Here is an 11721-nt window from a genome sequence, read left to right on the forward strand (position 1 = left end):
AGCGACACGGGCGCGGTGCGCAGCGCGCCGGTGTCGCCGGCGGTGGGTCCGGTGTCGGCCGCGGCGCCGAGGTCGCCGGGCTCGACGACGAGGTCGAACGCGTCGGCGCGCGCCAGCCACGGCGCGCCGACGCCCTGGCGCCACATGCCGCGGCGCACCCAGACGAAGGCGGTGCCGGGCAGGCGGCGCCGGGCGGCGAGCAGACCCGCGTACGGCACCACGCCGTCGAACGCGACGACGCGGGCCCCCGTCTCGGCCGCGAGCGCGACCAGGCGGTCGGCGAAGTAGGGGTCCCAGGCGGTGCGCCAGGCGACCTTGGCCGCGCCCGCGCCCTGCCACGGGCTGGTGCGGCTGGGGCAGTGCTCGACCCGCACGTGCTCGGCCCCGGGCAGGCGCCCGTCGGCCACGGCGCGCGCGACCGTCGGCAGGGCACCCGACAGGGACAGCAGGGTCACGTCGAGCGCGTCCGCGCCCGCCAGCGCGACCGACAGCTGCCGGGTGAGGTGCCCCATGCCCACCCCGTTGCTGGTCGCCAGCACGACGGGGACGCGGGACGGATCGGGGGCGACGGGCACGGGTCGCGAGTCTAGGCGGGCAGGCAGACGGGCGGGCGGCTCCGGGTGGCTAGGGTCGCGCCCGTGACCGCCGACCCCGCCCCGCTGCGCCCGCCGCTCCGCACCGACGAGCTCGCCGCCCTGCCGGGCTGGGCGGTCGAGGTCGTGGCCGCCTCGGCGTCGACCAACGCCGACCTGGCCGCCCGGGCCCGGACGGGCGCACCGGCCCGCACCGTCCTCGCCGCCGAGCACCAGACCGCGGGCCGCGGCCGGGTCGACCGCGTGTTCGTCACCCCCGACCGGGCGGCCCTCACCTTCTCGGTGCTCCTGCGTCCGGGCGCGCCGGCCGCCGCCTGGCCGTGGCTGCCGCTCCTGGCGGGCACCGCCGTACGACGGGGGGTCGCCCGCCGCCACCCGGGTCTCCGGGTCGGGCTGAAGTGGCCCAACGACGTGCTCGTCGCCGCCGACGGCCCGCCCACGGGCAAGGTCTGCGGGATCCTCGCCGAGCGGGTGGAGAGCGCCGACGGTCCGGCCGCCGTGCTGGGCATCGGTCTGAACGTCTCCACGACGCGGGCCGAGCTGCCGGTGCCGACGGCGGAGTCGCTGGCCACCGCGGGCGTGCCCGCCGCCGAGCTCGACCGCACGGCCCTGCTCGTCGCGGTGCTCGCCGAGCTCGACCGCGGCCTGGAGCGCTGGGAGGCCGGCGACCTGACCGGTCTGAGGGCCGACTACACCTCGGTCTGCGACACCGTCGGGCGCGCAGTGCGCGTCGAGCTGCCGCAGGACCGGGTGCTGCACGGAACCGCGGTCGAGGTCGACGCCGGCGGCGGCCTGGTGGTCGAGGGGCCGGACGGCCGCACCGTCGTGGGGGCGGGCGACGTCGTGCACGTCCGACGCGCGGACGCCTGAGGTCGCTCCGGCGGAGGTGACACAATCGCGGCCGTGTCCTTCCCGCAGCGGCTCCTCAACCCCGGCGAGCACGTCGTCGTGAGCACCCGCACGCACGTGAAGGAGATCTTCGGCGCGCTGCTGGTGCTCGTCGTGGTGGGCGCGGCGGCCGTGGCCCTCGTGGTGGTGCTCCCCGCGAGCACGGCGGGCGACGTGGGGCGGATCGCCACCGGGGTGGCGGCCCTCGTCGTGCTCTTCTGGTTCGTGCTCCGCCCCGTGGTGCGGTGGCTGACCACGACGTACACGTTCACCAACCGCCGCTTCATCGCCCGCTCCGGCTTCGTCGCGCAGGAGGGACGCACCATCCCGCTCAACCGCATCAGCGGCGTCGACCTCGAGGTCGGGGTCGTCGACCGCCTCCTCGGCTGCGGCACGCTCGTGGTCTCCGACGCCAGCGAGCAGGGCCGCGTCGAGCTGCGCGACATCCCGCGCGTCGAGCAGGTCCAGCTGCTCGTGTCCGAGGAGCTCCACCGACTCTCCGGGGCCCGCGGTGACGACGGCACCTGACCCGCAGCCCGACCCGACCGGCGGCGAGGGCGGGCGCCCCACCCGCACCGACCTCGAGCGCGCCATCCTCGGGGAGGTCCCGGTCTTCACGGCGCAGGACCTGGACGAGGCGGGCATCCCGGTCGCCGACGTGCGCCGCCTGTGGCGGGCCCTCGGCCTGCCGCTCAACGAGGCCGACGTCACGTTCACCGGATCCGACACCACGGCGCTCGCCGCCCTCGTGGAGACCGTCGAGCGGGGCGGGCTCGACATGGACACGGCGGTGAACCTGACCCGGGCCGTGGGCCAGACGATGGCGCGGCTGGCCGACTGGGAGATCTCGGCGCTCATCCCCGTCATCGACGAGCGCGAGTCGGGCCCCGGCGCCACGGGCAGCCGCATCGGCGCGGCCGTGCGCCTGGTCGAGGACTTCCGCGACGTGTTCGAGCAGCTGACGCTCAACGCGTGGCGGCGCCACCTCGCCGCGGCGGTGAGCCGGGTCGAGGGCCTCGACGAGCTCGACGAGGAGACCGACACCGCCCACACCACCGTCGGGTTCGCCGACCTGGTGAGCTTCACCGCGCTGTCGAACCAGCTCGAGGAGTCGCGGATCGGCGACCTCGTCGAGGTCTTCGAGTCCCGCTGCCACGACGTGATCCAGGCCCATCAGGGCCGGCTCATCAAGTCGCTCGGTGACTCGGTCCTCTTCGTCAACGACGACCCCGTCCGCGCGCTCGAGATCGCCGAGGGCATCATCACCGTCATCGGCCGCGACGCCCGGATGCCCGACGTGCGCGTGGGCATGGCGACCGGGCACGTCGTCACCCGCCTCGGCGACGTCTTCGGCCCTCCCGTGAACCTCGCCTCGCGGCTGACCAACATCGCCCGGCGCAACCGCATGATCATCGACCACGAGACCGCGCGGCTCCTGCCCCGCAGCGACTTCGAGACCCGCCTGCTGCCCGCCCGTCCCGTCCGCGGGTTCGGCCTGCTGGAGCCGGTGACGGTCCGCCGTACCTGACCCCGGTCGCGGGGCCGCCCGGGCCGGCTCGACCGTCGGTGGGGCAAGGCAAAATTTCACCGGTTCGCCCGCGCGGGCCCCCCCGGCTTCCTACGGTGTGGCACGTGTTCCAGGTGCAATGCGTGCGACTCGACCCGGCGACCCGCCGTGCCTGGGCCGACGACCGCGAGATCGTGCTCTCCCGCAAGGAGTTCGACCTCCTGCACGCCCTCATCTCCCGTGCCGGGGAGGTCGTGAGCCGTGAGGAGCTCATGCGCACGGTGTGGAACACGACGTTCTGGACCTCGTCCAAGACCATCGACGTCCACCTCGGCTGGCTGCGGCGCAAGATCGGGGACGACACCCGCGCCCCGCACCTCATCACCACCATCCGCGGCAAGGGCCTGCGCTTCGAGGTCGAGCCGCCGGTGCGGGCCTCCCGCCCCGCCTGACCCGCCGACCCGACCGGCCCGCCCGACCCGCCCCGCCGGCGACCGGTGAGCCGTGTTGGGCGGGCTCCCGCCGGTGTGGCAGCGTAGGGCGGGCGCGTCCCGCCCCGGGGCGTGGTGACGAGGAGAGGTGGAACCCGATGCGCACAGCCGTCGTGGTGCTCAACTACGGCGATCCCGACGACACCCTCGAGTGCGTCGCGAGCCTGGAGCGTTCGGAGGATCTCGACTTCGACCTCTACGTCGTGGACAACGGTCCCGACGACGCGAAGCACGCCGCGCTGCGCGACGCCATCGGTGAGCGCGGCACGGTGCTGGCGACGGGGGAGAACCTCGGCTACGCCGGCGGCAACAACGTCGGGGTGCGCAAGGCGCTGGAGACGGACGCGCAGTACGTCTGGATCCTCAACCCCGACACCCGCGTCGGGCCGCGCACGCTCGGCACCCTCATCGAGCACCTGCAGGCCTACCCGGACTGCGGCGTCGTCGGCTCCCGCATCCTGTACGGCGGCAAGGAGCCGCGCATCTGGTTCGACGGGGCGACCATCGACCGCACCACGGGCGCGACGTCGCACGTGAACAACGGCAAGGCCCCGGCCGCCGTCGGCGGACGCAAGGTCGTCGACGTCGACTACGTGACCGGCGCGGCCCCGCTGATCCGCCGCGCGACGCTCGATCACGTCGGCCTCATGCCGGAGCACTACTTCCTCTACTTCGAGGAGACCGACTGGTGCGTGCGCCTGCAGGACGCGGGCTGGCGCACGATGGTCAACCGCACGGCGTCGATGGTGCACCTCAAGCGCTCCAGCGGCTCGCTGCCGCAGCCGTACTACATCTACTACATGACGCGGAACCGCTACGGCTTCGCGCGCGACGCCCTCGGCATCGACCCCGACGCGTCGGTGGCCCACCTGCAGGAGACCTTCCTGAAGGCGTGGCGCAAGAAGGTCGAGGACGGCGCCCCGGCGTGGCTGGAGCGCTTCGACGAGCTCGTGACGATGGCGGTCGAGGACGCCCGCGCCGGACGCTTCGGCCGCAACGACCTCGTGACGCACTTCCCGCGCGCGGAGGAGTCGCTTGCCGGGCGCTGACGACGTGGCCGTCGACGGGCCGGTGCACGCCGCCGCGGTGCGCGAGCGCGCCGCCGCGGTGGCCGAGCTCCTCGTGGTCCGCGCGCCGGACACCGCCCTGGTGCTGGCCCTGCCCCCCGCCGGTGGTCCTCCCGCCGCGGGGGAGCGTCGTACGACGGAGCTCGCCGCCGCCCTGCGCGACGCGCTGCCGGGGGTCGAGGTGGCCGGGAGCACTGGGAGCACCGGGCCCACCGCAGTCCGCCGGCACGACGCCGTCGTCGTCGACGCGGTCGGGGCCGGGGACGCGGCCCGCGGGCTGGTCGCGCTCCTGGCGCGGCTGCGGTCCGAGGCGCTCGCGCCGGACGGTACCCTCGTGCTCTGCGTCTCCGCGGCCACCGGTCCCGGGGTGCGGGCCGGGCTGCTGCGGCGCACGGCGACGTACACCGAGACGTCCGTGGTCGACGACCACGGTGCACGGAGCTGCACGTCCCCCCAGGTGGGGCGTGTGCTGGAACGAAGCGGGCTCGTGCGGGTGGACGAGCGGCGGGTCCACCGACCCGACCGCGCGCCGGCCCTGTCCGCGACCGACGAGGAGAGGATCCGAGGCGAGATGCCTGAGCTGTCCGACGACGAGACGACCGGGGAGTCGGTGACGTCCGCGGCACCCGCGCAGACGTCGGGACCCCGCGACGAGACCGAGTGGCAGCAGCTGTTCGACTCCCGCGAGCTGCTGCGCAGCCGGGTCGACCAGCTCGAGCGCGAGGTCTCCACCCTGCGCGAGCTGCTCGCCGCCGAGCGGGCGCACTTCGGGTCCGAGCTGCGCCTGGGCGCCTCCGAGGTGGCCGACATGCGCGCCGAGATCGAGCGCACGCACGAGAGCCGCGTCGCGATCCAGAAGCAGCTCGACAAGTGGCAGCGCGAGTACGAGCGCCTCGTCAGCGTCGACGGCAAGCCGCTGGCGGCGAAGGTCGCCTACCGGCGCGCCCGCCGGCGGGCCGCCGAGGTCGTGCGCTCCGACCCGCGGCTGGAGCGCGCTGCCCGTCGCGTGCTCGACCGCGTGCGGTCCCGCTGATGTCGCTGGAGCGGCGCGCGGCGTACGACGCGCTCTGCGCGGGCGAGTACGCCCGGGGTGAGGGCACGTCGTTCGCGTTCTGCGTCTACACCGACGACCTCGACGAGGGCCGCGGCGACATCTACGTCGCCGCCGGGATGGCGCTCGAGCTCGCCCGCCTCGGCCACGGCGTGCGCCTCGTGCCGCGCTGGGCGTGGGCGGAGATCGACGACGTGGACGTCGTCGTCGCGATGCTCCCCGACCTCGACCCCTCGCTGCTGCGACCGGGCGTGCGCAAGGTCGCCTGGGTGCGCAACGAGGTCGAGCGCTGGTGCCGCATGGGCTCGCTCAGCGGCTACCACCAGGTCTTCGCCTCCTCCGCGCTCGCCGTGGCGCGCCTGCAGCGCGAGACCGACCGGGTGTGGCCCGAGCCGCTGCCCATCGCGGCCGACGACGAGCTGTTCGTGCTGCCCCCCGCGGGCGTGCGCAGCACCACCGCGGTCACGACCGCCAACTACTGGGGCTCCCTGCGCGACGTGCACAAGGTGCTCGTGCGGCTGCCCGTCGACGCCGACGTCGTCATGTACGGCGCGGCCCGCAACGCCCCGCCGAAGCTGCGGCGCTGGCACCGCGGTGCGCGCTCCTACTTCGACCTGCCCGAGGTCTACGGCCAGAGCTCGTTCGTCATCGACGACGTCAACCGCTCCAACGTCGGCTTCGGCGCGCTCAACAGCCGGCTCTACGAGAGCGCGGCGTGCGGCGCCCTGCCGCTGCTGAACACGCGCCTCGGTCTGGCCGACCAGGGCTTCGGCCACCTCCCGACGTACCGGGACGCGGGGGAGCTCTCGCGGATCCTGCGGCGCCTGCGCGAGGACCCGGCCGAGACCGCCCGCCTCGCCGACCTGACGCGCGCCACGGTGCTCGAGCGCCACACGTGGAAGGTGCGGGCCGGCGAGTTCCTCACGGCGCTCGCCGCGGGGGAGGAGCACGACGCCCCGCCGGCGCCGCGCCCGGTGCACTACTTCCCGGACTACTGGACGAACCCCTACCAGCCGATGCTGTTCTCGGCGCTGCCGTCGGTCGGCTCCTACGCGGTGCCCGTGCCGGACGCGACCGAGCACCTGCGCACGCGGGCGCAGGCGCCGGGCCACCCCGGGGTGCTGAACATCCAGTGGCCCGACCCGATCCTGCAGCCCAGCCGCGGCCCGTTCTCGGCGCGCCTCGCGCTGGACGAGTTCGCCGCCGCCCTCGCCGCGTTCAAGCAGCGCGGCGGGCACCTGGTGTGGACGGTGCACAACGTGCTGCCGCACGAGGCGAAGTTCCAGTGGGCGGAGGTCGAGCTCGGCCAGCTCCTGGCCGACGAGGCGGACGTCGTCCACCTGCTGTCGGCGGAGACCATCGAGCAGGCGGCGCCGTACTACCGGATCGACCCGGCCAAGGCCGTCGTCATCGAGCACTCCAGCTACGACGGGCGCTACCCGACGTGGATCTCGCGGGAGGGGGCGCGCGAGCGTCTCGGCCTCGAGCCCCACGAGAAGGCCATCATCGCCCTCGGCGGCGTGCGCCCCTACAAGGGCCTCGACAAGCTGGTGGCGGTGTTCGACGAGCTGCACCGCGACGACCCGTCGCTGCGCCTGCTCATCGCGGGGCGTCCCGGCAAGCTGGCCCGTTCGGCGAAGTTCGAGTCGGACTGCCTGGCGGACCCGCGAATCATCGCGTTCTTCGACTTCGTGCCGGACGACCAGCTGCAGGTGTGGATGAAGGCGGCGGACCTCGCGGTCCTCAACTACCGCAACATCCTCAACTCGGGCTCGTTCCTGCTCTCGCAGACCTTCGGCCTGCCCGTCGTGGCGCCGCGGGCCGGGGCGCTGCGGGCGTTCGACGACCAGCCGCAGGTGCGCCTGTTCGACACGGGCGACGACGCGGGTCTGCGCCGTGCCATCGCGGTGGCGCTGGACGAGCTCGTCGTGGACCCCGAGGGCGCTGCCCGGGCCCGTACGGCGGCGCACGCGCTCGCCGCGGAGCGCTCGCCGCAGCGGATGGCCCGGGAGTTCGCCGACGTCGTCGCCGGCCTCGATGGCTGAGCGCGCCCCCCGGCTGGCCGTCGTCGGCGGCGGCCAGCTCGCCCGCATGATGGCCGAGCCGGCCGCGACCCTCGGCGTGCCGCTGCGCCTCCTCGCCGAGCGGCCGGACGTCTCGGCCGCGCAGGTCGTGCCCGACCACCTGGTCGGCGACCACCGCGACCTGGCGGACCTCGAGGCCGTGACGGCCGGCTGCGTCGCGGTCACGTTCGACCACGAGCACGTCCCGACCGAGCACCTGCGGGCCCTCGAGGCCGCCGGGGTCGCGGTGCGTCCCGGACCCGACGCGCTCGTCCACGCCCAGGACAAGGCGGTCATGCGCCGCCGGCTCGCCGAGCTCGGCGTGCCCTGCCCCCGCAACGCGGTGGTCGCCACCCCGGCCGACGTGGAGGCGTTCGGGTTCCCGTGCGTCCTCAAGACGACGCGGGGCGGCTACGACGGCAAGGGCGTCTGGGTGGTGCGCGCCCCGGCGGACGCCGACCCGGCCTTCGCCGCAGCCGCCGCCGGCGGCGTCGAGGTGCTGGCCGAGGAGCTCGTCGACTTCGCCCGGGAGCTGTCGGCCATCGTGGCCCGCTCGCCCAGCGGGCAGGCCGCGGCGTACCCCGTCGTGGAGACGGTGCAGCGCGACGGCATCTGCCACGAGGTGACGGCCCCCGCGCCGGACCTGCCGGAGCACCGCGCGACGCAGGCGCAGGAGATCGCGCTGCGCGTCGCCGGCGAGCTCGGCGTCGTCGGCATCCTGGCGGTCGAGCTGTTCGAGACGGCCGACGGCCGCCTGCTCGTCAACGAGCTGGCGATGCGCCCCCACAACACGGGCCACTGGACGCAGGACGGGGCGGTGACCTCGCAGTTCGAGAACCACCTGCGGGCCGTGCTCGACCTGCCGCTCGGCTCGCCGGCGCCCCGCGCCCGCTGGTCGGTGATGGTCAACGTGCTGGGCTCGGCGAGCGAGACGGGGCGGCTGTACGACGGCTACCCCCACGCGATGGCGCGCGACCCGCACCTGCGGGTGCACCTCTACGGCAAGGACCTGCGCCCGGGGCGCAAGGTCGGCCACGTCAACACGTACGGCGACGACCTCGAGGACTGCCGGGAGCGGGCCCGCCACGCGGCGGCCTGGTTCGCGGGCGACCTCGGCGACGAGAGCGAGTGAGATGAGCGCGACCACCCCTGTGACGACCACCCCGGCGGGCCCCGCCCGCGTCGGCATCGTCATGGGCTCGGACTCGGACTGGCCCGTGATGGAGGCGGCCGCGACCGCGCTGGCGGAGTTCGACGTCGCCTTCGAGGCCGACGTCGTCTCGGCGCACCGGATGCCCGACGAGATGCTGGCCTACGGCCGTGACGCCGCCGACCGCGGCCTGTCGGTCCTGGTCGCCGGCGCCGGGGGAGCGGCCCACCTGCCCGGGATGCTCGCCGCGGTGACCCCGCTGCCCGTCATCGGCGTGCCCGTGCCGCTGCGCCACCTCGACGGGATGGACTCGCTGCTCTCCATCGTGCAGATGCCCGCCGGCGTGCCGGTGGCCACCGTGTCGATCGGCAACGCCCGCAACGCGGGCCTGCTGGCCGTGCGGATCCTGGCGGCGACCGACCCGGCCCTGCGCGAGCGCATGGTGCGCTTCCAGGAGTCGCTGCGCGACGCGGCCCACGCGAAGGGCGAGGTCGTGCGCACCGCCGTGGCGGGGCGCACCCGCGCCGGCTTCTAGCGGCTCACGCGCCGCGGCGGCGCCACTCGATCGCGGGGCACGTGTCCATGACGGCCGCCAGGCCGGCGGCGCGGGCCCGCTCGAAGGCCGCCTCGTCGACGACGCCGAGCTGCAGCCACACGGCCTTCGCGCCCACGGCGATCGCCTCGTCCACGACCCCGCCGGCCGCTTCGGAGCGGCGGAAAACGTCGACGACGTCGATCGGGAACGGCACGTCGGCGAGCGAGGCGTAGCCCTGCTCGCCGTGCACGACGGGCGCGGCCGGGTGCACGGGCACGATCCGCTTGCCGCGCTGCTGCAGCAGCTCCGCGATGCGGTACGCCGTGCGGCTCGGGTCGTCGGAGAGCCCGACGACGGCCCAGGTCTCGAGCTCGTCGAGCATGAGGGAGACCGCTGCGGGGTCCTGCCAGTCGGCGCCCACGCCGCTCACCGCTCGCCGAAGACGTCGGGCACGCGGGAGGCCGGGGCCGAGAAGTCGGGGTCGCGCTTCTCGAGGAAGGCGGCGACGCCCTCCTTGCCGTCGGCCTGCGACGCGTAGAACATCGCGAGCGAGTCCGCGCGGTGGGCGTCGAGCGGGTGGGGGGCGCCCACGTTGCGGTAGACGAGCTGCCGGGCCAGGGCGACGGCGTACGGCGAGCGGTTGCGCGTGAAGCGCCGCGCCAGCTCCTGCGCCGCGGGCAGCAGGTCCTCGGGCTCGTGCACGGAGCGGACGAGGCCGCCCTCGAGCAGCTCGTCGGGGCCGAGGATGTCGGCGGAGTAGATCCACTCGAGCGCCCGGGAGATGCCCACGAGGCGGGGCAGGAACCACGACGAGCAGGCCTCGGGCACGATGCCGATCTTGCCGAAGACGAAGCCGACGCGCGCCCTGGTCGACACGAGCCGCACGTCCATGGGCAGCGTCATGGTGGCCCCGATGCCGACCGCCGCGCCGTTGATGGCGCCGATGACGGGCTTGGTGCAGTCGTAGATCGCCAGGGTGACCCGGCCGCCGGTGTCCCGCACGCCCGCCTGGATCTCGGGGGCGTCGAGGCGGTCGCGCATGTCCTCGGGGGTGGGGCTCAGGCTCTCGTCGAGACCGAAGACGTTGCCCTCGCGGGTGAGGTCCATGCCGGCGCAGAACGCCCGCCCGGCCCCGGTCACGACGACCGCGGCGACCTCGTCGTGGTCGTTGACGCGGCGGAACGCCTCCTCGAGCTCCTCGGCCATCGTGACGGTGAACGAGTTGAGCGCGTCGGGGCGGTCCAGCGTCAGGGTGAGGACGCCGTCCTCGACCTGCCAGTCGAGGGTGGAGTACGAGGGGACCGAGGTCGTCATGGGCGGAGTCCGTTCTGGGTGCAGATGTCGTCGGTGATCTGGTCGGGTTCGTCGGAGGCGATGGCGGCGAACAGCAGGTCGGCGCGCTCGGTGTCCCACGACTCGGCGGAGCTGCTCGTCAGGGGCACCGTGCAGTTGTCGGCGCCGCCGCCGATGGCCCGCAGGGCGAGGGCCATGCGGCCGGCCTCGACGACGTTGGTCTGCTCGTCGACGGCGACGAACGAGGTCGCGGCGACGTTGAGCGCGACGTACCGCCAGGGGAGCACCACGTTCCACGGCGAGGCCGCCTTCGAGCCGACGGCGGCGACGACCTCGCGCTGGTTCTGCACGCGGTCGAGGTCGGAGGCGGTGAAGGGGCACTCGGGCGGGCCGTTCTTGGAGCAGCGCGACCGGGAGTAGCCGAGCGCGGTCACCCCGTCGACCTCCTGGCAGCCGGCCTCGAGGTCGATGTGGGCGGCGTCGTCCTTGATCGGGTCGTCCGGGCAGACCTCTATGCCGCCCACCGCGTCCACGACGCCGGCGACGCCCCCCATGCCGATCTCGGCGTAGTGGTCGATGCGGACGCCGGTGTTGCGCTCGACGGTCTCGACCAGCAGCCGGGCGCCGTCGTCGCCCCCGCCACCGCGGGAGTAGACCGCGTTGATCTTCGAGGTGCTGCCGTCGGGCAGCTCGACGTTGCTGTCGCGCGGGAAGGACACGACGACCGGCGAGCCGCTGCCGGTGTGCAGCAGCATGATCGTGTCGGTGCGGTCGCCCTCGTTGCTGCCCGTGCCGAGGCGGCGCCGCTCCTCGTCGCTGAGGCCGGCGCGGGAGTCGCTGCCGACGACGAGGTACGTCGTGCCCGGCTGGTCGCCGGGACGCTCGCCGCTCGGCATCGCGTCGACGCGGCCGACCTGGGTCCAGGCCCAGATGGGCGTCGCGACGAGGAAGACCAGCCACAGCGCGAGGAGCGCCAGCAGCACGCGACCGACGCGCGGGCGCCGACGACGGGTGCGCGCCGGGGCCTGCGGGGCCGGGCCCGGCGGGGGGCCGGGGGGATGGCGGTCCGCGGGGCCCCGCGGG

13 protein-coding genes are annotated in these 11721 nt (G+C 74.8%); 9 read left to right on the plus strand and 4 right to left on the minus strand.

Translation table 11 applies throughout. The annotated features are described in order from the left end of the window. On the minus strand, positions 1 to 575 hold a 575-nt coding region (locus KK617_RS17810), incomplete at its 3' end, for a hypothetical protein (RefSeq protein WP_277501530.1). Between the two features lie 63 nt (positions 576 to 638). On the opposite strand from KK617_RS17810, the gene KK617_RS17815 reads away from it, so the two are divergent. The 9 genes from KK617_RS17815 to purE all read left to right on the plus strand — a co-directional run bounded on the left by KK617_RS17815 (position 639) and on the right by purE (position 9345). Next, on the plus strand, positions 639 to 1463 hold the full coding sequence (locus KK617_RS17815) for a biotin--[acetyl-CoA-carboxylase] ligase (RefSeq protein WP_277501531.1): 825 nt from the start codon (positions 639 to 641) through the stop codon (positions 1461 to 1463). Positions 1464 to 1496: 33 nt separating this feature from the next. After that, positions 1497 to 2009, plus strand: a complete 513-nt coding sequence (locus KK617_RS17820; protein WP_277501532.1) for a PH domain-containing protein — start codon at positions 1497 to 1499, stop codon at positions 2007 to 2009. Then, positions 1993 to 3009 carry an adenylate/guanylate cyclase domain-containing protein gene (locus KK617_RS17825; RefSeq protein ID WP_277501533.1) on the plus strand — a complete coding sequence of 339 codons (1017 nt, stop codon included), beginning with the start codon at positions 1993 to 1995 and terminating at the stop codon, positions 3007 to 3009. The genes KK617_RS17820 and KK617_RS17825 overlap by 17 nt, the downstream gene beginning before the upstream one ends. 104 nt (positions 3010 to 3113) lie before the next feature. Continuing rightward, positions 3114 to 3440, plus strand: a complete 327-nt coding sequence (locus KK617_RS17830; protein WP_277501535.1) for a winged helix-turn-helix domain-containing protein — start codon at positions 3114 to 3116, stop codon at positions 3438 to 3440. Between the two features lie 137 nt (positions 3441 to 3577). After that, positions 3578 to 4528, plus strand: coding sequence for a glycosyltransferase family 2 protein (locus tag KK617_RS17835; protein ID WP_277501536.1), 951 nt, complete (start codon positions 3578 to 3580; stop codon positions 4526 to 4528). After that, complete coding sequence (locus KK617_RS17840; RefSeq protein ID WP_277501537.1) at positions 4515 to 5579, plus strand: hypothetical protein; 1065 nt, start codon at positions 4515 to 4517, stop codon at positions 5577 to 5579. Before KK617_RS17835 ends, KK617_RS17840 begins: the two co-directional genes overlap by 14 nt. Beyond that, positions 5579 to 7642: a glycosyltransferase gene (locus tag KK617_RS17845; protein WP_277501538.1), complete on the plus strand. Its 2064-nt coding sequence runs from the start codon at positions 5579 to 5581 to the stop codon at positions 7640 to 7642. The genes KK617_RS17840 and KK617_RS17845 overlap by 1 nt, the downstream gene beginning before the upstream one ends. Beyond that, the gene (locus KK617_RS17850) at positions 7635 to 8792 is read left to right on the plus strand and encodes a 5-(carboxyamino)imidazole ribonucleotide synthase (protein WP_277501539.1); all 1158 of its coding nucleotides are present in this window, start codon (positions 7635 to 7637) and stop codon (positions 8790 to 8792) included. The genes KK617_RS17845 and KK617_RS17850 overlap by 8 nt, the downstream gene beginning before the upstream one ends. Position 8793: 1 nt before the next feature. Then, positions 8794 to 9345, plus strand: coding sequence for a 5-(carboxyamino)imidazole ribonucleotide mutase (purE, locus tag KK617_RS17855; protein WP_277501540.1), 552 nt, complete (start codon positions 8794 to 8796; stop codon positions 9343 to 9345). 4 nt (positions 9346 to 9349) lie between these two features. Here purE and KK617_RS17860 read toward each other — a convergent pair whose 3' ends face one another. From KK617_RS17860 to KK617_RS17870, 3 genes are all read right to left on the minus strand, one after another. Next, positions 9350 to 9766, minus strand: a complete 417-nt coding sequence (locus KK617_RS17860) for a CoA-binding protein (protein WP_277501541.1) — start codon at positions 9764 to 9766, stop codon at positions 9350 to 9352. Between the two features lie 5 nt (positions 9767 to 9771). Next, the gene (locus KK617_RS17865) at positions 9772 to 10659 is read right to left on the minus strand and encodes a crotonase/enoyl-CoA hydratase family protein (protein ID WP_277501542.1); all 888 of its coding nucleotides are present in this window, start codon (positions 10657 to 10659) and stop codon (positions 9772 to 9774) included. Further along, positions 10656 to 11721 (minus strand): LCP family protein (locus KK617_RS17870; protein ID WP_277501543.1); only part of this gene is annotated, 1066 nt, incomplete at its 5' end. The genes KK617_RS17870 and KK617_RS17865, both read right to left, overlap by 4 nt.

This window comes from Nocardioides sp. ChNu-99 (assembly GCF_029493445.1).
Classification (GTDB): Bacteria; Actinomycetota; Actinomycetes; order Propionibacteriales; family Nocardioidaceae; genus Nocardioides.

Coding starts and splice junctions, on each gene's coding strand:
- KK617_RS17835 (WP_277501536.1), top strand. CDS start 3,578: ATGCGCACAGCCGTCGTGGTGCTCAACTACGGCGATCCCGACGACACC.
- KK617_RS17845 (WP_277501538.1), top strand. CDS start 5,579: ATGTCGCTGGAGCGGCGCGCGGCGTACGACGCGCTCTGCGCGGGCGAG.
- KK617_RS17850 (WP_277501539.1), top strand. CDS start 7,635: ATGGCTGAGCGCGCCCCCCGGCTGGCCGTCGTCGGCGGCGGCCAGCTC.
- purE (WP_277501540.1), top strand. CDS start 8,794: ATGAGCGCGACCACCCCTGTGACGACCACCCCGGCGGGCCCCGCCCGC.
- KK617_RS17865 (WP_277501542.1), bottom strand. CDS start 10,659: ATGACGACCTCGGTCCCCTCGTACTCCACCCTCGACTGGCAGGTCGAG.